Consider the following 19,886-nt stretch of genomic DNA (forward strand, 5'->3'; position numbering starts at 1 on the left):
CACGATACAACGTCGTGGGTGGGGTTTGGCAAGGCCGACGGCGAGGGGGACCGGAAGGAGCCGCCGTTACGGCCGCGTCGTGGCGATCGGCCCGCGGAGCGCGGCCCCCGCGCCGAGACCGATCAAGATCATCGACGTCCCGCCGAGCAGCAAATCGATCCCGACCAGCATACCGAGCGCCCAGGCGGCCGTGCTCGGCCAGCCGACGCCAATCAGCACACCGAGCGCCAGGGAGATGATGCCGTCGAAAAAGAGCCATCCCCAGGCGGGGATCCGGCGGTTCTGCACGGCCCGTATGATCTTGACCACGCCATTGGCCGCGAAGAAGGCCGCGAGCGTGAGCGTCAGGGTAAGCGTGCCCGTCAGCGGGAAAGCCGCGACGAGCGCGCCGGCGACCACGAGCAGCGCCGAGCCCACGAGCGACCAGCCGGCGCCTTTCCAGCCGCGATTGCGGACCGCGTGAAACCCCTGGAAGATGCCGGCGATCACCATGACCCAGCCGATCACGACCGCCGTGGCCACCGAGGCGATCACGGGCATGAGGAGCAAGAGAACACCGAACACCATGAAAGCCACGCCGAGCCCGAAAAACCACGCGCGGTTTTTCCGCACCACATCCTCGATCTGCCCGACCACCGTTATGCGGGTCGTGTCGACCGGCCCTTCCGGAGGTTGCGTCATGGGAGTACCCTCCTTTTCCTGCGCGGAACAGGGTGCCATCCTCGGCGGGTGTCAAGGAGGTGGGCGCGCGTGAGGCGGCCCGGGCGATCGCAATGGCGTGCAGACGCTCGCGAGGCGAGCCGGCTCAGGGCCCCGGAGGCGGCCCGCCGCCCGGGCCTCCCATTCCACCCGGCGCCTGGCACAAGGCATTCGCGAGCGAGGAGCGAATCACGAGCGTCTTCCACGCGAGCAGCGCGCCGTCCGACATCTTCTTCGTCTGGAGCGTGTAATCGGCGGCGGCGTCGGCCGCGATCACCGTGTCGTTCTCGTTCGTCGTGTCGCGCGCGCCGCGGTCCTTGTAAATCGGCTGCGTCGCGATGATCTCGTCGCTGAGATCGTCCGGGAAGAAGAGCTGGGACGTGACGTATTCGTTTCCGCCGACGCGCACCGTGAAGTGGATGTGGATCGTCCGGCTCGAATACCAGCCCGGGAAGCACGAATCGAAATCGACACGGCCGCTCGCGTCCGTGGTCTGCACGCCGCGGAACCAGCGGGCCGCGAGGGCCTCCGCGTCGTTGCCCGTGCACATCTCCACGGAGTCGTCGCCCGAATAGAGGCCCGTGGCGGACGTGTGCCAGACGTCGACCTCCGCGCCCTCGACCGGCTTGCACGACTCGTCGACGACACGCAGCGCGAGCCGCATCGGCAGGCCCGCCGATCCCTCGCTGATGTCTTTCCGGACGACCGTCTCGGCATAACAAGGCCCGAGCGTCATGGCGCAGACGAGCGCACACGTCGCGCCCGGATCGTCGGTGAACGGATCCGCGTAATCGCCGGACATCGAGGCTGTGCCGCCCGTGGCCCATTCGCCATTTCCGGCGCCGCCCGTGCCGCCGCTGCCACCCGCGCCTCCGGATCCGCCGGCGCCGCCGGCGCCGCCCGACCCGCCCGTCCCGCCGGAGCCGGTGTTTTCATTCGTTCCACCGCAACCGACGAACGCTGCGAGCGGCGCGGCGCAGAGGGCCGTGCCAATGCCGCGGAGCACGGATCGGCGCGTGATGGTTTCCTGGGAGCGGTCCTTCTTCGTATGGCGAGGCATGCGCGTTCCTCCTGGACTGGTATGTAGATCCGAAATCTTACGAATTCCTTACGTGCCGGGACACGCCTTCCGTCCTCGGCTACGATGGGGCTCGCGCCGCCGGCGAAAGCGATCCACAAGAGGGACCATGGGGAAGAGGGTGCTCGTCATCGAGGACGATCAAGAGCTAGGCGCGCAGATCGTCAAGCGACTCCGCGACGCCGGCTACGAGCCGACCTGGTGGAAGGAGGGGCGGCGTTTGTCTCGAGAGACCCTGCCCGATGTCGACCTCGTCGTGCTCGATCTGATGCTGCCCGGAACGTACGGAATGGACATCCTGAAGGACCTGCGCGTGTTCTCCGAGGTGCCGGTGCTCGTGCTCAGCGCGCGCAACGATACGGCCGACAAGGTCCGCGCGCTCCGGCTCGGCGCCGACGACTACATGACGAAACCATTCTGGCCCGAGGAGCTCGTCGAGCGCGTACGGGCGCGCCTGCGCAGGCCCACGCTCGGGCGCGGGGACGTCGTCGAGGTCGGCGCGCTCCGGATCGAGCGCGGGCGGCGCGAGGTCTCCGTGCGCGGCGAACGTGTGGAGCTCACGCGGCTCGAATTCGAGTTCCTCGCGGCGCTCGCCGAGCGGCCGGGTGAGGCCATGACGCGCAGCTCGCTCGCCGCGCGCGTGCTCGATCCGGAGCGCGACGGGACCGAGCGGACGCTCGACGTGCACGTCTCGAGGTTGCGCAAGAAGCTCGGGCGCGGCGCGTTCGTCGAGACGGTGTGGGGGATCGGCTATCGGCTGGGCGACGGGCGCGACGAATGAAGCTTCGGGCGCGACTCGCGGTCGCCACCATTCTGGTGATGGTCCCGATGACGTTCGCCTTGTTCTGGTACGACGGAGCGGCGAGGCATCGGGCCGCGGAGCAGAAGCTCACGGAATTCGTGCTCGGGCAAATGCCCACGGCGCGCGAGGCGTGCGAGGCCGCCCCGTCGTCGTTCGGGGGCGAACTGCGGCCGAGCCTGCCTCCGGGGCCTCCGCGCGGCGCTCGTCCTCCGCCGGGGCCTCCGCGGCCCCACGGCGCGCGGCCCGCGGTCGTGCATGCCTACGACGAATCGCTTCATTCGGCGAACCCCGACGCGCCCGTGATCCCCGAGGCGCTCGCGCGCGCCATCCACGAGCAAGACGTCGCCATTGCATCGTATGTCTTGCCAACCTCTTCGGTCGAGCTCCTTGCGCGCATGCCCTGGGGCACGGGCCCGTGCGCGTACGTGCTCGCCCGCGGGACGACCGATCCGACCTGGGGCGCGGTGCTCCCCGAATCGAACATCTGGCTCCTGCCCACGGTGGCCGTCTTCGCGGCCATGCTCCTCGCCCTGGGCCCGGTGGTCCGGCGCATTCGCAAGCTCACCGAGGCCGTCCTGCGCTCGGCGTCGGCCACGTACGCGGACGCCGTCCTGATCGAGGGCGACGACGAGATCGGCGTGCTCGCGCGAGCCTTCAATGCGGCGGGCCGCGAGATTCGATCCCAGCTCGAAGAGAAGGACCGGCGCGAGCAGGCGCTCCGCCATTTCCTGGCCAACACGACGCACGACGTGATGATCCCGCTGACGGTGCTGCAGGGTCACCTCGCGACCTTGCGCGAGGACGCGGCCGCGGGAAAACCCGTCGACGTCGGCGCGCTCGTCTCGGCGATGGACGAGGCGCATTACATGGCGTCGCTCGTGCACAACCTCGCGGCCACGGCGCGGCTCGAAGCGGCCGACGTAACGCTCCAGCGGTGCGAGGTCGATCTCGAAGCGCTCGTGAAGCGGGTCGTCGGCCGGCACAGGCCCATTGCGAAACAGCTCGGGGTATCGATCGAGACCGCCGTCCCCGGAGAGCCCGTCACCGTCTCGGCGGACGTGACGCTCCTCGAACAGGCGATCAGCAACGTCACCTACAACGCCGTCCGTTACAATCGCCCCGGCGGCCACGTCGCGGTCATCCTGGATCGCGTCGCGAACGAGCTTTTTCGATTGCGCGTGGTCGACGACGGCCCCGGCATCCCGGAGGCCGAGCTTTCACGGCTCGCGGAGCGCGGCTTTCGTGGCAACGAGGCGCGCTCGCGTGCTCCGGACGGACAGGGGCTCGGGCTCCACATCACGTACCGCGCCGCGAAGCTGCACGGCTTCCGGCTGACGCTCCGGCCGTCCGAGTATGGCGGCCTCGAGGTCGAGCTCGAAGGCGAGCTCGATGCTCCTGTAGGATAAATCTTTATCCCATCGTCTACGCGCTGCGCTCCGCTACCCTCCCCGGCCGGCCGCATCCTCACGAAACCCGCACGAACGCCGGCCTCTCCGGGCCCCGCGGTGCGCTGGCACGACCGCTGCAATGCCCTCTCCCCGAGCACCCTCCTCGCGAGGGCCGCTCCCCCGAGCCCCGGGCAGTGAGGGCGGCGGTTCCTTCGATTTCAACGAAACAAACCCGCCGCCCATGGTCCTCCCGGGCTCCTCGGGCGTTTTTTTCGATCCACGCGGCGCGTGCCGCGCGGAGAACCGGTAGGTTCGTCATGGCGTTTTTCAGCTTCATCAAGAAGGAGAAGGCTCGCGCGAAGGCAGCGTCGCAGACGCCCCCGGCCTCGGGGCACCTGAATTTCATGGCCGGCGTGTCGTACGACCTCTCGTCGCCGCTCCTGCGCCTCCGCCTCGCGGCGTCGACGTGCTTCTTCGGCGAGCCGATGTATTACCATCGTGACGAGAAGGACGCGCGTCCCGTGAAGGCCGCGGCGAGCTCGTGCCGGCTGTCGAACAAGGAGGTCGATTATCTGCGCGCGACGCTCGACGCGGTCGACCCGCAGGCGTGGCGCAAGATGTCGCCCGCGGAGCTCATCGAGAGCGCGATCGACGAGGCGCTCGATCACGACGCCGAGGCGACGCTCGAGGAGGCGGCGCGATTGCGCAACGAGGAGCATATCCGCACGACGCCGCAGGTCATCCTCGTGCGCGCGGCGAACCACCGCGCCGTGAAGGGCACGGGCCTCGTGCGCAAGTATGCGCCGCGCATCGTGAAGCGCGCGGACGAGCCGGCGGTCGGCCTCGCGTACCAGATGTTCCGGTACGGCAAGCCGATCCCGAATGCGCTGAAGAAGGCGTGGCGTGACGCGATCACGCGCTTCGATACGTACGGGCTCGCGAAGTACCGGCTCGAGGACCACGCGGCGAAGACCGTGGACGTCGTGAACCTCGTGCACCCGAAGAGCGAGGCGGTTCATAAGCTCGTGAAGGGCGAGGCGAAGAACACGGGCCGCACGTGGGAGGCGATCGTGAGCGCGCGCGGCTCGAACCGCACGGCGTGGAAGAAGGCGATGGCGGTCATGGGCCACATGGCGATGCTGCGGAATCTCCGCAACATGCTGGAGGCGGGTATCAAGGCGGATGAGATCGTTCCGTCGCTCCTCGCGGGCGCGAAGGACGGCAAGCAATTGCCTTTCCGCTACTTCTCGGCCTACAAGGCCGTGGAGAACAAGGCGCCGGGGCCGCTGCTCGACGCGATCGAGAAGTGCCTCGTCACGTCGCTCGGTGAATTGCCCCATTTCCGCGGCCGCGTGATGGTGCTCGCGGACAACAGCGGCTCGGCGCAGGGGACGACGACGAGCGCGATGGGCACGATGAAGGTCTCGACGATCGGCAACCTGACGGGCGTGCTCGCGGGTATGCGCGCGGACGAGGGTCACCTCGGCGTGTTCGGTGACAAGCTGGAGACGTTCGCGATCCGCAAGGGCGCGTCGATCTTCGATCAATTGAAGCGCGCCGAGGGGCTCGCGAAGGACATCGGTCAGTCCACGGAGAATGGTATCTGGCTCTTCCTCGACCGGGCGATCCGGATGAAGGAGCACTGGGACTCGATCTTCGTGATGAGCGACATGCAGGCGGGCCACGGCGGGCTGTACGGTACGAACAAGGCGCATTACCGCGAGTACGGCTGGGGCGCGGGCGGGCAATACATCGACGTGGCGAAGCTCGTGTCGACGTATCGCAAGCGCGTGAACCCGAACGTGAAGGTGTTCTTGGTGCAGATCGCGGGCTACAAGGACACGCTCGTGCCGGAGTTCTACGACCGTACGTACATCCTCGGCGGCTGGGGCGAGGGCCTGCTCCGCTTCGCCGCGGAGATGGAAAAGGCCTCCTCCGGGAAGGCGGCGTGATCGCGGGGGCGGGGCGCATCTTGTGCCTCGCCCCCTGATCTGCTCTCCTCTTTCGCATGGCTCCTCCGCAGGATCGAAGCTGCTACGTCCTCGAGCTCTCGGTCGGGCCCGGCGGTTCTCGCTGGGCCGAGCTCCACGCCTATTCCAATCTCGATCACATCCGCGCGTGCCTCGACGTCTTCCTCGAGAATGGCGGCGGAATGAGCGCGTACCACGCGATCTGGTATGGCGCGACGCTCGGTATCTGGACGGTCCAGCGTGGAAACGTGGTGGGCTTCCTCGACCTGCATTCCTTCCTTCAGGTTCGCCTCGGCGACGGACCTGCCGTGCCGCTTTCGGACACGGCTGCCGCGCGAGCCCTCGTATACGAGAGGCGCCGGCAGCGTTATCTCGACGATGGCGAGGACGAGGAGGACATCCCCGGCGAGGACGACCACGACGATGACGATTGGAACACATACGAGGCGATGACGTTGGCGGTCGATTGGGGCGCCGTCACCCCGCGCCTGCCCGCCCTCGAACCGCCGAGCCTCGCCCCTGGCGAGCGCGCGAAGCTCGATTACAGCAAGTGGAGGAAGTCGCCGAAACGCATGTATGCCGGTGAGGGGAGCATCCGGTTCGGTTCGTACGATCCCGAGAACGGCGAGCGGCTCGATCCCCCCTTCAAGATCGAGATGCCCGAGCCGGGCGACGAGGAAGAAGACGAGGATGACGACGATTGAGCGTCACTCCTCGCAGCGCGTCTGCTCCACGGAGGCGCATTTGCCGCCGATGCAGACGAGCGAGGCGCAGGCGAGGGTCAAGCCGTCGACGGGGCAAGGCTCGCCCGCGGCCGCAGGCAGCACGCAGGTGTAATCGGCGAGGATGTCGCAGAGGCCCTCGGCGCAGGCGAACGGGGTGACGTTCGCGAGCATTTGCTCCTGGCAACTCGCGCCGAGGCCCGGCGCGGGCAGGCAGCGCTTTTCGGTGCAGCCCTCGTTGTCGCAGGTGCAGGCCGTGCCGAGCGGGCAGGCGCCACTCTCGACGCAGCTCTCGCCCTCTTCGAGCAGCGGGAGCTCGGAGACGATCGGCTCCTCGCCCGCGCATTTCCCCTCGACGCACGTGAGCGGATGCTGGCAGGCGCCGAGCGCATTGCCGCACGCCGCGCCGAGCCCGCCGCGCTTCGAGCAGCGGCCCTCGTCGTCGAAGTTGCAATAAAGGCCCGCGCCGCAATCGAGCGCCATGTTGCAAGGCTCGCCCTCGGCGCGCGCGGGGCGGCAAGCATAATCGGCGTCGCTCGTGCAATTCGCGGGGTCCGCGCAGAGGCAGGCCGCGCCTTCGCCGCACGCGTAGAGGTTTGCCCCGGCGCACGCTGCGCCCGCGTCGAGGTCGGCCACGCAGAAGGAGCCCGCGCAATGGGCGCCGGCGACGCAGGGGTCGTCGCGCAGGTTCTCGAAGTCGAGGAGTGTCTCGTCGCACGCCGCGCCGATCGCCGCGCGGTCCTTGCAGGCGCCGTCCGAAGCGCAGAACGCGTCCGGGCCGCAGGATCCCTCACTGCAACGCGCGGGCGCGCGCGCACAGGTGCCCGGGCACGTGTCGCCCTCGAACACGCAGGAAAGGCCCGCGGCGCAATCGGAGACGGTGCCTCCGCGGCAGCTCTCGCCCTCGGCGCGGGTGCCGACGACGTAATGCTCGCAAGAAGGATCGATGCCGAGGCCCTGCGCGGCGAGCGCTCCGCAGCTCGAGGCTTCGATCGCCGCGGCGCATTTCTCGACGGCGTCGGAGTCGACCACGACGTCGGGCGAGGTGAGCACGTCGGCGACCGATTCGCAGCGCTGCGCTTCGAGGCAAGCATCGACGCCGCCCGGCGTGTTGTTGACGAAAGGATGCCCGCACGCGACCTGTCGATCGCACGCGGCGCGCATGAGGTCGCAGACGAGCGCTACGGGATCGTTGGGTTTGTCAGGACTATCACCCGGGTACGGTTCACTGGGCCCGGGTCCCGACGAGCAGGCAGGGAGGAAAGACGCAAGAAAGAGAAAAGCAAGCGAAGTTCGCAAGGGTTTGGCTCCGCGAAAGGGTTCGTCCCGCCGCATTGCAAAGGGAGGGCCAAGGTGGAATCGGCGGCGGGCCCCGGCATTCGAGGCCCCGGTTGCGCCGGGGCTGCTCGACTTGCGCAGGGGCGGCACCGTCGTTTCGTTCACACTCTCCCGAGCAGACGGATCCACCGCCACGGCGATACGGACGCCTCTGCACGCGATCGTGCGAGGCGCCTGTAAGGTCCGCCGAGCGGCGCCGTTTCCTTGGGCGAAACGCCACCCGGAGGAACTTCTGCCATGTTGCGCTCCCGCCCCGTCGTCGCCCTCGTCGCCCTCGTCACGCTTGCCCAGACCCTCGCCGGTTGCAGCGCCAGCTCCGCCTCGTCGGGAGGCGCCGCCGAGCCGAGGACCACTGCGACGGCGGTCAGCGATTCCTCCTACCCGCAGGAATACACCGCCGCCGCGCCGGCGGCCGAGGACGAGGCCGCGCCCGTGGCCGCCGGCGCGGCCGCGCCGATGGCGCAGCAGCCCATTGTGAACCCCTCGCCCACCATGATGGCCCCGCCCCCGCCTCCGATCATGCCCACGGCGCCCATGAAGAAGGCCGAGGTCGAGCGCAAGGTCGCCGTCGCCACGCCAAAGCCGTCGCCGCAGCAGCCCGCCCCGATCGCGGTCGCGCCGCCCGAGCCGAAGGGCACCGAGGATTACAAGGATTACGGCGTGAACCCGGTCGTCGACACGGCGAAGGATCGGCTCTCGACGTTCGCCATCGACGTCGACACGGCGTCCTATTCGATCGCGCGTCGAAAAATCATGGAGGGCACGCTGCCGCCGTTCGCCTCCGTCCGCGCCGAGGAGTTCTTGAACTACTTCGATTACACCTACGAGGGCCCGAAGAGCGGGCCGTTCGCCGTGCACTTCGCGGCCGCGCCGTCGCCGTTCACGAAGGGCCATCACCTCGTGCGCGTCGCCGTGCAAGGCAAGCGCGTGCCGGAGAGCGCGCGCAAGCCCGTGCACCTCGTGTATCTCGTCGACACGAGCGGCTCGATGGAATCGGCCGACAAGATCCCGCTCGCCAAGCGGAGCCTGAAGCTCCTCACGAATTCGCTGAAGAAGGGCGACACCGTGGCGCTCTGCACGTACGCCGGCAACGTGCGCGAGGTGCTCGCGCCGACCGGGATCGAGGAGAAGGACAAGATCTTCCGCGCGATCGACGACCTCAACGCCTCGGGCTCGACCGCGATGGCGAGCGGAATCGAGCTCGCGTACAAGCTCGCCGAGCGGACGTTCGTGAAGGGCCACGTCAATCGCGTCATCGTGCTCTCGGACGGCGACGCGAACGTGGGCGCGACGTCGCACGAGCAGATCCTCGACATGATCGGCCGTTACAAGGACAAGGGCATCACGCTGAGCACGGTGGGCTTCGGCATGGGCAATTACAAGGACACGATGATGGAGCGCCTCGCCGACAAGGGCGACGGGAATTACGCGTACATCGACAGCGAGGTGCAGGCGAAGCGCGTATTCCAGGACCAGCTCTCCGGCATGCTCGAGGTCATCGCGCGCGACGTGAAGATCCAGGTGGAGTTCGACCCGAAGGTGGTGAAGGAGTATCGGCTCATCGGCTACGAGAACCGGGACATCGCGGACAAGGATTTCCGCAATGACAAGGTCGACGCGGGCGAGATCGGCAACGGCCACGCGGTGACGGCGATCTACGACGTGGTCCTCAAGGACACGAAGGCCTCGCCGATCGTGCTGCGCCTGCGCCACAAGCAGCCGCTCGCCGGCGATACGGCGACGGAGAGCGAGTTCAAGATGGATCCCGGGGCGATCGCGGCCTCGTTCGACGCGGCGGGGCGCGATTTCCGGTTCGCCGCGACGGTCGCGGCGTTCGCCGAGGTGCTGCGGCAGAGCCCGCACGCGCGGGATTGGTCGATGAAGGACATCGCGCGGCTCGCCGATCAGGCCGCGACGACGCAATCCGATCAGCAGGAGTTCGTGAGCCTCGTGCACCGCGCGGAGAAGCTCGCGACGGGCAATCAGGGCCCGGCCGTGGCGCGCTGAAAAAGAGCGCCGGGACCTCGACGAACGACTTCGATCCTTCTATTCTGGGCGCGACTCCGATGTCGCGCCTCGCCTTCCCCCTCGCCGCCTCGCTCCTCGCCCTCGCGGGTTGTCCCCACGAACCGGCCCCACAAACCCCCGCGCCCACGCCCACGCCCGCGCAGCCGATCGCCGCGGTGCCGCCGATCGAGCTCGTCGAGACCCCGCCGACCGAGACCACGCTCGACCACCCCGACGTGCCGAACGCCGCCGACGTTTGGCTCGCGATGATCCAGGGCGCAAAACGTTCGATCGACATCGAGCATTTTTACATCAGCAATGCGCCCGGCGGAAAACTCGAGCCGGTGCTCGCGGCGATCGAGGAGGCCGCCTCGCGCGGCGTGCGCGTGCGGCTCCTCGTCGACATCAAGTTTTACCTGCGATACCCCGAATCCGTCGATCGGCTGGCCTCGCGCAAGGTGATCGTCCGCAAGATGGATCTTCGAGCGCGCGACGGCGTGCAGCACGCGAAATACATGGTCGTCGACGATTCGGACGCGTACGTCGGCAGCCAGAACATGGATTACCGCTCCCTCGAGCACATCCAGGAAATCGGAGCGCGGGTGCGCGTGCCCGAGGTCGTCGCGGCATTCGCGCGGGTCTTCGAGCAAGATTGGGGGGCATCCGGCGACGAGCCGAATGCCGAGCCGCCGAAAACGACGCCGCTCCAGATCCCCGCAAAGGTCACGCTCGGCGGCGAGGAGGCGCGGATCCTGCCCACGGCGAGCCCCAAGGATCTCCTGCCCGCAGGCGTACCGTGGGAGCTGCCCGAGCTGCTCGCGCGGATCGACGGCGCCGAGCGTACGCTCGATCTGCAGGTCCTCACGTACCGCACGAAGATGCGAAACGGCACGCCGTGGACGGACCTCGACGACGCACTCCGGCGCGCGGCGAAGCGCGGCGTGCGCGTGCGTTTGCTCGTCGCGGATTGGAGCAAACGCGAGGCGTCGCTCGAAGGGCTGCGCGAGCTCGCGCGCGCGCCGGGGATCTCCATCAAGTTCATCGTGATCCCGCAGAGCTCGTCCGGCTTCATCCCGTTCGCGCGCGTGGCCCACGCGAAATACATGGTCGTCGACGGCAAGAGCGCCTGGATCGGCACGAGCAACTGGGAGGGCGACTATTTCACGGTGAGCCGGAACGTCGGCCTGTTCATCGATGGCAAGACGATCGCGGAGCGGCTCGGGCGCATCTTCGAGGACGGGTTCGGCAGCACGTACACCGAGGCGCTCGATCCCGATCGGAAGTACGAGCCGCCGCGCATCGAATGAGATTGACGGGCGGGGGCATTTCGTTTTCTCATCGGCGCGTGCACGACTTCCGCCGCGTAGCCCCGCTCCTTCCCCTCGTCCTCGTCGCCGCGTGTGACCGCGGTTCGAACGACATCAAGCCTACCCCGACGCCCGCGCCCTCAGCCGCCGCAGCGACTTCGGCGGCACCGCAGGGCTCGACCACGCCCGCCGTCGCGGCCGCGACCAGCACGGCCGCGCCGATCAAGCCCCCGGAGGGGCCGCCCGCGTGCAAGGCGGGCGAAAAGAAGGTGTGGGGCGCGGGCGCGAACAAGCTGACGGGCCTTTCGGTCGTGAACCTCGGCGAAGGCCGGCACGGCGTGGGCCTGGCGATGGGCTACGACCCGTACGTGCTCGTCGTCGAGAAGTCGGGCGAGGGCCGGCTCGTGAAGGTCGCCGTGGGCAAAACCTCGCCCCTCGCAAAGCCGCCGAAGGCCGAGGAAGGGACGCGCAAGGTCATGCGCGTGACGCCGTCGAAGGCCGACGGCGACAAGGTCTACGCGTTCGTTGATTACCACGACGAATACAAGGACAAGCGGCGCCGCGTCGCCTGCGGCCCGGCCGACACGAGCGACGCCTGGAACCATTTCGACGGCACGCCCTGGCTCGATCGTCCGGAAAAACCCGCTGGCGAGGAGCGGGCGAAGCTGCTCAAGGGCCACGATTACGATCGGGGCCACGCCGAGGACGACGCGAAGGCCAAGGTCGACGAGGCCGAGGACGAGAAGGGCTATCACGAGCTCAGGGATTGCCGCACGTTCTCGGACGGCGGCGGCAGGGCGTGGATCGTGGGCTCCGAGCTCGAAGCGGACGAGAAGGCCGAAGGCGCGCTCGAATGGAAGAGCACGCTGATGGTGGACACGGGGAACAAGGAGAACGAGGTCCACCTGCACGAGATCGTGCTCAAGGGGGATCCGCCCGCGCTCGCCTCGTTCGAGGTGCCGATCTCGCGCGCGTTCGACGACGGCTCGCTCCTGCTCGCGACGCGGTTCAGCTCGACGCTCCGCGTGGGGATCCTCGGGAAAAACAAGCGCCTGAAGAGCAAGCTCGTGAGCTATCCGGGATTCCCGACGATCCCGTACGCCGCGGAGGACGGCGAGGACGTCGTGATCGTGACGTCCGTGGCCAAGGAGAAGGGCCATTTCGCGCTGCGGGCGCTCCGGGTGCCGAAGAGCCAGGAGCTGCCGAAGAAGCTCGTCGCAATCGACACGCACATGGGCGACGCGGGCCACGATCACGCGCACGGGCACGACGACGAGGCCGACCACCACGACCATTCCGAGACGGATCCGACCTTCCTGCGCGACACGCAGGGGCGGCGCTGGCTCGCGTTCATCGAGGGCAAGCGCGGCAGCGGCGACCTCGAGCTCGTGCCGATCGACGAGAAGTTCCAGGCGATCGGCAAGCGCTTCTCGGTGCTCGACGACAAAGCCCTGGCCTCGGAGGTGCGCCTCTTGCCGCTTCCCGACGGGAAGATCCTCGTGGTCTCGCTGCGCGAGGGCACGGGCGGCACCGAGCTCGTCTCCGAGGAGCTCACGTGCGATATCGTGAAGGAGTGAGGGGTTAGGCCCCCGCCTGCTTCTGTTCGAGCTCTTCCCACCGCGCGAGCAACGTCGCGGCGCGGGCCTTCGCCTCGTCGAGGCGCTTTCCGAGCACCGGGACGTCCGCGCCGCGTGACGAATACAGCGCCGGATCCGCGAGATCCTTTTCGAGCGCCGCGACCTCGCTCTCCGCCTCCTCGATCCGACCCATGATCCCTTCGAGCTCGCGCTGCTCGGCCCAGGTGAGCCCCTTCGATTTCGGCGCGGTGGGCTTCGCGGCGGCGGGTTTGTCCTTGCTGGTCATTTTCGCCGCTGCCGCCGCGGCCTTGGCCGCCTCCTCCTTCGCGGCTTCCGCGGCCGCCTTTTGCACCAGATAATCCTGGTGCCCGCCCGCATACCGCACGACACGGCCGTCGCCCTCGAACACGAGGAGCGAGGTCGCGACGCGATCGAGGAACCACCGATCGTGCGTCACGACGAGCGCGCTGCCGCCGTATTCGGTGAGCATCTCCTCCAGCGCCGAGAGCGTGGGCAGGTCGAGGTCGTTCGTGGGCTCGTCGAGGATCAGCAGGCTATGGCTCTGCGATAACATCTTCGCCAAGACGACCCGCGCCCGCTCGCCGCCGGAGAGGGATTTCACGGGTTGACGCTGCGCATGTCCGTCGAAGAGGAACCGTTCGAGGAACGAGCGGACCTCGATCGGCTGGCCGCCGAGCTCGATCTTGTTGCCCGCCGCCGCGACGTTGTCATAGATCGATTTGTCCTCGTCGAGCCCACCACGGTGCTGATCGAAATACCCTACGCGGGTGTTTTTCCCGACCACCACTTCGCCGCGCGCCGGCGCGACCTCGCCCAGGATCGCCCGGAGCAGCGTGGTTTTTCCCGTGCCGTTCCGCCCCACGATCCCCACGCGCTCGCCGGCCGCGAGCACGAAATCGAGGTCCTTGACGAGCGTGCGGCCCCCCATGTCGAGGGTGAGCTTGCGCAATTCGAGGACGGTTTTCCCCGTAAAACTCGATTCCGCCAGGAGCTTCGCGGTCTGCTCGGCGCGCGCGGGGACGGCCGCCTTCGCAGCCTCGGCCCTCTGGATCCGCGCCTTCTGCTTCGTCGTGCGCGCCTTCGGCTGGCGCCGCAGCCATTCGAGCTCGGTCCGGAGCAAATTCTGCCGGTTTTGCTCGGTGCGCGCCTCGAGCGCGAGCCGCTCCGCCTTCGCTTCGAGGTAGTCCTCGTAGCCGCCCTCGTACGAATACACCTTGCCGCGGTGGAGCTCGATCGTCCGATCGACGACGCGGTCGAGCAAATACCGATCGTGCGTGACGATGAGCAGCGCGCCCTTGTACTCCTCGACGAGCCAGCGCTCGAGCCAGTCGATCGTCTCGGTGTCGAGGTGGTTCGAAGGCTCGTCGAGCACGAGCAGCGAAGGCGGCGCGATGAGCAAGCAAGCGAGCGCGACGCGGCGTTTGTCCCCGCCCGAGAGCTCGGTCGTGGGCGCGTCGGGGCGCGTGACGCCGACGTGGCCGAGGATCTCGTCGACCTTGTGGAGCTGATCCCAACCGCCGAGCCGCTCGATCTGCGCAGCCGCCTCCGCCTGCTCGGCGAGGAGGGCGTCCTGATCGCCGTCGCCATGGCCGAGGCGCGCCGAGATCGCCTCGTATCGCGCCTTCGCCGCGGCCCACGGGCCGAGGCCCTCTACGACCAGCTCGCGGCCCGTTTTCGCCGGGTCGAGCGCGGGCTCCTGCGCGAGATACGCGACGTCCGCGCCGCGCCGCTGCGCGACCGTGCCCGTGTCGGGCTTGTCGAGACCCGCGAGGATACGCGCGAGCGTGCTCTTGCCGCTCCCATTGGCTCCGACGAGCCCGACGCGTTCTCCGCTGTGGATGGAAAGCGAGACGGCATCGAGGATGCGCCTCTCACCAAAGGACTTCGTTAACTCCTGCGCAACGAGGACGGGCACGGAACCGAGCGTAGCACTGCGGCGAACTTCTGGTGCGACGGGAACGACAGACCTTCCGTCATGGAGCCTCGAACGGCGCGTTGACGGCGCGAGGGACCATCGGCTAGAGTCGGGAAAATCCTCATGTCCCAGCGCTTCATCGCCGGCAAATACGAGCTCGTGCGGCAGATCGGGCGTGGGGCCATGGGCTACATCTGGGAGGCGCTCGATCAACATCTGCGCCGGCGCGTGGCGCTGAAGCTCATGTCGCCGGACCACGTGGCCTCGCCCACGGCGCGGGCCCGGTTCGACCGGGAGGCGAAGGCGATTGCGCAGCTTCGGAATCAGCACGTGGTGCAGATTTACGATTACGGCATTGACGAGGGTTCGCCGTACATCGTGATGGAGCTGCTCGAGGGCGAGGACTTCGAGAGCCGGCTCGAACGGATCGAGCGGATCCCGCTCGGCGCGCTCGTGCCAATCGTGACGCAGGCGGCGATCGGCCTCGCCGCGGCGCACGCGAAGGGCATCGTGCACCGCGATTTCAAGCCCGCGAACGTGTTCATGGCGCGCGGTGAAGCCGACGAGACGGTCAAGATCCTCGATTTCGGCGTGGTGTCGATGCTGACGAGCGAGGACGATCCGACGGAGGACGAGCTTCAGCTCACGTCGGCGGGCAGCATCGTGGGGACGCCGCTCTACATGAGCCCCGAGCAGATCCGCTGCGGCGCCGTGGATCTGCGGAGCGATCTGTGGTCGCTCGCGGTCCTCGCCTATCGGGCCCTGACGGGGCAGCACCCATTCCCAGGGCAATGGCTGGGAATGCTGATGGTGCGCATTTGCACCGATCCGTTCCCGGCGCCGTCGACCATTCTGAAGGAGCTGCCGCCGGAGGTCGATCGATTCTTCGAGCGGGCGCTGGCGAAGGACCCGGACAAGCGTTTCCGCTCGGCGCGGGAGTTCGCCAGCGCATTCGCGGCGCTCGCCGAGCGCAAGGAGCAGGGGACGGCGAAGATCCTCGTCGTCGACGACGAGCCGGACGTCCCGCACCTCATCAAGCAGCGCTTTCGTCAGCAGATCAAGAAAGAGATTTACACGTTCGTCTTCGCGACGAACGGCGAGAGCGCGCTCGAGGAGCTGCGCAAACACGGCGACATCGACGTCGTCCTGACCGACATCAACATGCCGGGCATGGACGGGCTCACGTTCCTCTCGCGCGTGGGCGACGTGAACCCGCTCGTCCGGACGATCATCGTCTCGGCCTACGGCGACATGAGCAACATTCGCACCGCGATGAACCGCGGCGCGTTCGATTTCCTGGTCAAACCGATCGATTTCAAGGACCTCGAGGTCACGATCGAGAAGACACTGAAGCACGTGACCGAGCTCAGGTCGAACGCACGTTCGACCGAGGAAAACAGCGTGCTGCGCATGTTCGTGAGCCCGAGCCTGGTCGACCGGCTGCGCTCGGCGTCGCCGTTCGCCGCGATCGATACCTGGCAAGGCACGGTCGTGTTCATCGACGTGGCAGGCTTCCACGCGAATTCGAAGACGCAGGCGCCGAATGAACGCGTGCGCACGCTGAACGCGAATTTCGAGGTGATCGTGCCGGCCGTGACGAACCGCGGCGGCGTGGTCGACAAGTTCCTCGGCGACGCGGTGATGGCGACGTTCCGGGGCGACCATCACGTGGCGCGCGCGCTCGAAGCGAGCCTCGACGTGCGCATGCAGCTCCGGACGCTAGCATTACGCGCCGGTCAGGATTCGCCGTTCGCGCTCGGCGTATCGATCGGCGTGGCGACGGGGGAAATGCTGTCCGGCGAGATCGGGTCGAAGGCGTTCGGCCGCCTCGATTACACGATCCTCGGCGAGGTGCCGCGCGCGGCGGCGATGCTGCAGGGGGCGGCCACGAAGAATCAGATCTTGATGAATCGAGGCGCGTTCGACGTCGCGCGAGATTCATTCGATTGCGTGCCCATGCACCCGAATACGAGCGAGCCGATGGAAGCGTTCGAGCTCGTGCGTCGGGCGGGCGGAGATCTGATCGGCGGCAGGGGTGGGCCGAATTCGATGGCCGAGACGATCGACCTGTCGGGCGGCCCGTCGGGCGGGAACGCGGCGACCGGGGGCGGGTCGCCGCTGATCTGATTCACGGATGCTGGCTGCGCGCCGCCTCGCGCTCCTGGCGCATGCGGCGGTGCTTGAGCTCGGGCGACTCGGCGACGGCCATGCCGATGAGGCGGAAGGCCTCGAGGAAGTGCTTGAGGCCGATCCGGATGAGCTCGGGGCTCACCTCGCCGACGTCGGGGTAGCCGCGGCCCTCGGCGTCGGGCGCTACCTTGCCCCAGTTCGCGAAGAGCCGGCCCCACTCGCTCGCGAGCACGCGCTGCACGTTCTTCTGCGCGTACATCGGGTACCAGAACGCGTCGTGGTACGCGACGGACGCGACGTAGGCCCACGGCGCGAGCCACGTCTTCAGCGACCACTCGACCGGCTTCTTCAACGGGCCCCAGTAGATCCGGTGCTGGTTGCGCGAGGCGAAGGTCATCTCCTTGAACGGGCCCTGGAAGTCCCACTTGTCGTTCAGCGCGTCGACGTCGCCGACGATCTCGATGTCGCGCACGTCGCCGCAGCCGAGGCCGAGGTCGTGCGCGAGGCGGACGAACTTGAGGTCCTTGAGCGGGTCGAAGCCCATGAGCTTGCCCGCGACCGCGTCGATCGCGACCTGATCGGCCGACGCGAGGATCACGTTCTTCACGTGCGGGATCATGCAGCGCGGCCCCGGGCCGTCGCCGGCGAAGGTCCCGTCCATCACGGCGAAGACGCCGCGGTGGATCTTCTTCTGGATCATCAGGAGATCGACGAGCGTCTCGTGGATGACCGGGTGCGTCCAGTGGCGGTGCTCGTTCAAGAGGCCGCCGAACGCGTTCTTCATCGCGCCCGTGGTCGTGGTGAAGATGTGCGTCTTCACCGTGGGCAGGTGGATGATGTTCTCGCCGATGAAGCGCTTCGGGATGCTGAAGCCCTTCGGGTAGACCTCGTTCAAGCAGAGGAACTTCTTCGTCAGGTCACCGACGGCGTCGCGCACGTCGATCCACTCCTCGCCTTCGTAGAGGTGGACGTTGCGCAAGCCGTGGGCCTGGACGACGTCGATCTGCTTGTTCTCGCGCTCGCCGAGGTGCGCGTCGATCACGACCGTGCGGTTGTGGCAGGCGTGGATCAGGTCCTTCGCGTAGCCGTCCCGCTGCATCGCGCGGATGACGCCCTCGAGCTGCCAGGGCACGGTGGACGAGCCCGGGAAGAAGAAATGCCAGGAGATGTTGACCTTGAGGGCCGTGTCCGCGTCCTTGGCGACGACGTCCTGGTAGCCCGCCAAGTTCATCAAGCGGTGGTAGTCCTCGAGGACGGTCGCGGGGGACGTCCGCAAGATCGCGACTTTCGACTTGCTCATCTAGACCTCGGCGCTTTCGGGCCTGCATATAGCATGGGAGGCGCAGGGGGCCGCCGATGCCGCCTCGGGCGTTGCAGATCGCCGCCAGGATGGGTAGGATCCGGTCCAAGACGAGCCGAAGTGGCGGAATGGCAAACGCGGTGGATTCAAAATCCACTGTCCTCACGGGCTTGTGGGTTCGAGTCCCACCTTCGGTACCGAGTTCGTCGCCGCAAAGCAGGCAGTAGCAGCGCGAAGAGGCGAGTTTGAAGCGGGCAAGGGCGCGTTCGGGGATGGAGCCGCTCGTCGCGGTGCTCGCCCGGGAGCACGGGATCACGCCGCCGTCGGACACGGCGCGCTCGCCCGTCCACGCACGAGACTGGGAGGCCGCCGTAGGTTCGCGCATCGCGGCGCGCGCGCGGCCGGTCAAGCTGGAGCGCGGCGTGCTTCACGTGCGCGCGGCGAGCGCGACGTGGGCGCAGGAGCTCTCGATGCTGTGCGAGCCGATCCTCGCGCAGCTCAAGGCGAGGGGCATCCAGGTCGAGTCGCTGCGCTTCCGCGTGGGGCCCGTCGACCCGCCCGAGCGGGCGAAGACACGGAACGACGTGCGCATCGCGCCGCCGGCCGTGAAGCTGCCCGAGCCGCTCGCCGCGCAGATCGAGCACGTGGCCGATGAAGCGCTGCGCGAGGCGATCCGACGCGCGGCGTCGAAGAACCTCGGATGGCAACGCATGCGCGCGAGCCGCAAGAGGACGGCGGCGCCCGAGGCCGATGCGGCTACGACGACGCGAGCCGCTCGAGGCCCTCGACCCGCTGCACCAGAAAACGCTCCGCAGGACCGAGCTGGGGCGCAATCTTCTGCAGCTCCGCGACGTACGCGCGGATCAACCTGATGTCGTAGCCCTTGGCCTTGCGCACGATCGTGTAGAGCTCGTCGATCACGGAGCCGGGCAAGGGCGCGCTGATCGTCGTGTAGAGATCGAAGACGTAGTCGATCCACGAGCCCTTCGTCGTCGCCGCGGCGAGGCGCGCGGCGTAGAGCGCGGCGTACTCGGCGACGCCTCCCTTCGGACGCTGGCCCGTCTTGGCGCGCTTCAGGATGCCCTGCAGGAGCGAGGCGAGGATGCGCTCGGCCTCGTCGGCGCGGCCCATCGCGAGCGCCTTGTCCGCGACGCCGCAGAGCAGGCGCACCGACTGGAAACGTCGCGACGTCTCCGATCGACCGCCGAGCCGGATGTCGACCTCGCCCTTCGAGTCGATCGCCGCGGCCTCGATGGAGGCATGGATCTCGGCGACCTGCATGCCGCCGATCGTCTGCATCGCGCGGCGATGTTCTTCGTCCGCGAGCGGGCCCGAGCGCGGCTCGTCGGTCTTGTAGATGATGATCTCCTGGTTGCCGATGCGGATCTTGTCGCCCGGCACGAGCTCGCGCGGACCATCGATGCGCACGCCGTTGACGAGCACGCCGTTGCGGCTGCCGAGGTCCTTCGCGACGACGCCGTTCGAGCCCACGACGAGCGCGGCGTGCTTGCGCGACACGAGCGGATCATCGACCGCGAGCTGGCACTCGGGCCCGCGCCCGACGACGAACTCCCCGAACGGGAGTTCGAGGTCATGCGCGAGGTAGCGGATCCTGAACGGCATGTCGCAACC

15 protein-coding genes and 1 tRNA gene are annotated in these 19,886 nt (G+C 68.1%); 9 read left to right on the plus strand and 7 right to left on the minus strand.

Translation table 11 applies throughout. From position 1 onward, the window contains the following. Positions 1–66: 66 nt before the first annotated feature. Entirely contained in the window at positions 67–681 is a 615-nt protein-coding gene (locus QHF83_RS10535) for an HdeD family acid-resistance protein (RefSeq protein WP_282417647.1), read from the minus strand. Between the two features lie 124 nt (positions 682–805). After that, positions 806–1,759 (minus strand): hypothetical protein, encoded by a 954-nt coding sequence (locus tag QHF83_RS10540; protein ID WP_282417648.1) that lies wholly within the window; start codon positions 1,757–1,759, stop codon positions 806–808. A gap of 127 nt (positions 1,760–1,886) precedes the next feature. Between QHF83_RS10540 and QHF83_RS10545 the strand changes: the two genes are divergently transcribed. The 4 genes from QHF83_RS10545 to QHF83_RS10560 all read left to right on the plus strand — a co-directional run bounded on the left by QHF83_RS10545 (position 1,887) and on the right by QHF83_RS10560 (position 6,641). Beyond that, positions 1,887–2,558 carry a response regulator transcription factor gene (locus QHF83_RS10545; protein ID WP_282417649.1) on the plus strand — a complete coding sequence of 224 codons (672 nt, stop codon included), beginning with the start codon at positions 1,887–1,889 and terminating at the stop codon, positions 2,556–2,558. Then, positions 2,555–3,985: a HAMP domain-containing sensor histidine kinase gene (locus tag QHF83_RS10550; RefSeq protein WP_282417650.1), complete on the plus strand. Its 1,431-nt coding sequence runs from the start codon at positions 2,555–2,557 to the stop codon at positions 3,983–3,985. Before QHF83_RS10545 ends, QHF83_RS10550 begins: the two co-directional genes overlap by 4 nt. Before the next feature lie 299 nt (positions 3,986–4,284). Next, a complete protein-coding gene (locus QHF83_RS10555; protein ID WP_282417651.1) occupies positions 4,285–5,919 on the plus strand; it encodes a TROVE domain-containing protein in 1,635 nt (544 codons plus the stop codon). A 56-nt stretch (positions 5,920–5,975) separates the two neighbouring features. Beyond that, positions 5,976–6,641: a hypothetical protein gene (locus QHF83_RS10560; protein WP_282417652.1), complete on the plus strand. Its 666-nt coding sequence runs from the start codon at positions 5,976–5,978 to the stop codon at positions 6,639–6,641. Between the two features lie 3 nt (positions 6,642–6,644). On the opposite strand, the gene QHF83_RS10565 is transcribed toward QHF83_RS10560, so the two are convergent. Continuing rightward, positions 6,645–7,823, minus strand: coding sequence for a hypothetical protein (locus QHF83_RS10565; RefSeq protein WP_282417653.1), 1,179 nt, complete (start codon positions 7,821–7,823; stop codon positions 6,645–6,647). 411 nt (positions 7,824–8,234) lie between these two features. On the opposite strand from QHF83_RS10565, the gene QHF83_RS10570 reads away from it, so the two are divergent. From QHF83_RS10570 to QHF83_RS10580, 3 genes are read left to right on the plus strand one after another with little or no spacing between them, the layout of a single operon-like run. Next, positions 8,235–10,004, plus strand: coding sequence for a VWA domain-containing protein (locus tag QHF83_RS10570; RefSeq protein WP_282417654.1), 1,770 nt, complete (start codon positions 8,235–8,237; stop codon positions 10,002–10,004). 59 nt (positions 10,005–10,063) lie between these two features. Then, complete coding sequence (locus tag QHF83_RS10575; protein WP_282417655.1) at positions 10,064–11,311, plus strand: phospholipase D-like domain-containing protein; 1,248 nt, start codon at positions 10,064–10,066, stop codon at positions 11,309–11,311. A 38-nt stretch (positions 11,312–11,349) separates the two neighbouring features. Continuing rightward, positions 11,350–12,888 carry a hypothetical protein gene (locus QHF83_RS10580; RefSeq protein WP_282417656.1) on the plus strand — a complete coding sequence of 513 codons (1,539 nt, stop codon included), beginning with the start codon at positions 11,350–11,352 and terminating at the stop codon, positions 12,886–12,888. Positions 12,889–12,892: 4 nt separating this feature from the next. On the opposite strand, the gene QHF83_RS10585 is transcribed toward QHF83_RS10580, so the two are convergent. Further along, positions 12,893–14,824 carry an ABC-F family ATP-binding cassette domain-containing protein gene (locus QHF83_RS10585; protein ID WP_282417657.1) on the minus strand — a complete coding sequence of 644 codons (1,932 nt, stop codon included), beginning with the start codon at positions 14,822–14,824 and terminating at the stop codon, positions 12,893–12,895. Positions 14,825–14,947: 123 nt separating this feature from the next. On the opposite strand from QHF83_RS10585, the gene QHF83_RS10590 reads away from it, so the two are divergent. After that, positions 14,948–16,951 carry a protein kinase gene (locus QHF83_RS10590; protein WP_282417658.1) on the plus strand — a complete coding sequence of 668 codons (2,004 nt, stop codon included), beginning with the start codon at positions 14,948–14,950 and terminating at the stop codon, positions 16,949–16,951. Between the two features lies 1 nt (position 16,952). On the opposite strand, the gene QHF83_RS10595 is transcribed toward QHF83_RS10590, so the two are convergent. Further along, entirely contained in the window at positions 16,953–18,254 is a 1,302-nt protein-coding gene (locus tag QHF83_RS10595) for a DUF362 domain-containing protein (protein WP_282417659.1), read from the minus strand. 114 nt (positions 18,255–18,368) lie between these two features. Between QHF83_RS10595 and QHF83_RS10600 the strand changes: the two genes are divergently transcribed. Then, positions 18,369–18,451, plus strand: a tRNA-Leu gene (locus QHF83_RS10600). Between the two features lie 230 nt (positions 18,452–18,681). Here QHF83_RS10600 and QHF83_RS10605 read toward each other — a convergent pair. Together QHF83_RS10605 and QHF83_RS10610 are read right to left on the minus strand one after the other, a co-directional pair. Further along, positions 18,682–18,966 carry a hypothetical protein gene (locus QHF83_RS10605; RefSeq protein WP_282417660.1) on the minus strand — a complete coding sequence of 95 codons (285 nt, stop codon included), beginning with the start codon at positions 18,964–18,966 and terminating at the stop codon, positions 18,682–18,684. Between the two features lie 44 nt (positions 18,967–19,010). After that, positions 19,011–19,877 (minus strand): FHA domain-containing protein, encoded by an 867-nt coding sequence (locus tag QHF83_RS10610; RefSeq protein ID WP_282417661.1) that lies wholly within the window; start codon positions 19,875–19,877, stop codon positions 19,011–19,013. Between the last annotated feature and the right edge of the window lie 9 nt (positions 19,878–19,886).

Source organism: Polyangium sp. 15x6, from assembly GCF_029960785.1.
Classification (GTDB): Bacteria; Myxococcota_A; Polyangia; order Polyangiales; family Polyangiaceae; genus Polyangium.

Excerpts from the sequence above, each read along its gene's own strand:
- QHF83_RS10540 (WP_282417648.1), bottom strand. The coding sequence starts at position 1,759 with ATGCCTCGCCATACGAAGAAGGACCGCTCCCAGGAAACCATCACGCGC.
- QHF83_RS10595 (WP_282417659.1), bottom strand. The coding sequence starts at position 18,254 with ATGAGCAAGTCGAAAGTCGCGATCTTGCGGACGTCCCCCGCGACCGTC.
- QHF83_RS10575 (WP_282417655.1), top strand. The coding sequence starts at position 10,064 with ATGTCGCGCCTCGCCTTCCCCCTCGCCGCCTCGCTCCTCGCCCTCGCG.
- QHF83_RS10605 (WP_282417660.1), bottom strand. The coding sequence starts at position 18,966 with ATGCGTTGCCATCCGAGGTTCTTCGACGCCGCGCGTCGGATCGCCTCG.
- QHF83_RS10535 (WP_282417647.1), bottom strand. The coding sequence starts at position 681 with ATGACGCAACCTCCGGAAGGGCCGGTCGACACGACCCGCATAACGGTG.
- QHF83_RS10610 (WP_282417661.1), bottom strand. The coding sequence starts at position 19,877 with ATGCCGTTCAGGATCCGCTACCTCGCGCATGACCTCGAACTCCCGTTC.
- QHF83_RS10590 (WP_282417658.1), top strand. The coding sequence starts at position 14,948 with ATGTCCCAGCGCTTCATCGCCGGCAAATACGAGCTCGTGCGGCAGATC.
- QHF83_RS10570 (WP_282417654.1), top strand. The coding sequence starts at position 8,235 with ATGTTGCGCTCCCGCCCCGTCGTCGCCCTCGTCGCCCTCGTCACGCTT.
- QHF83_RS10555 (WP_282417651.1), top strand. The coding sequence starts at position 4,285 with ATGGCGTTTTTCAGCTTCATCAAGAAGGAGAAGGCTCGCGCGAAGGCA.
- QHF83_RS10565 (WP_282417653.1), bottom strand. The coding sequence starts at position 7,823 with ATGCGCGCCGCGTGCGATCGACAGGTCGCGTGCGGGCATCCTTTCGTC.
- QHF83_RS10550 (WP_282417650.1), top strand. The coding sequence starts at position 2,555 with ATGAAGCTTCGGGCGCGACTCGCGGTCGCCACCATTCTGGTGATGGTC.
- QHF83_RS10560 (WP_282417652.1), top strand. The coding sequence starts at position 5,976 with ATGGCTCCTCCGCAGGATCGAAGCTGCTACGTCCTCGAGCTCTCGGTC.
- QHF83_RS10545 (WP_282417649.1), top strand. The coding sequence starts at position 1,887 with ATGGGGAAGAGGGTGCTCGTCATCGAGGACGATCAAGAGCTAGGCGCG.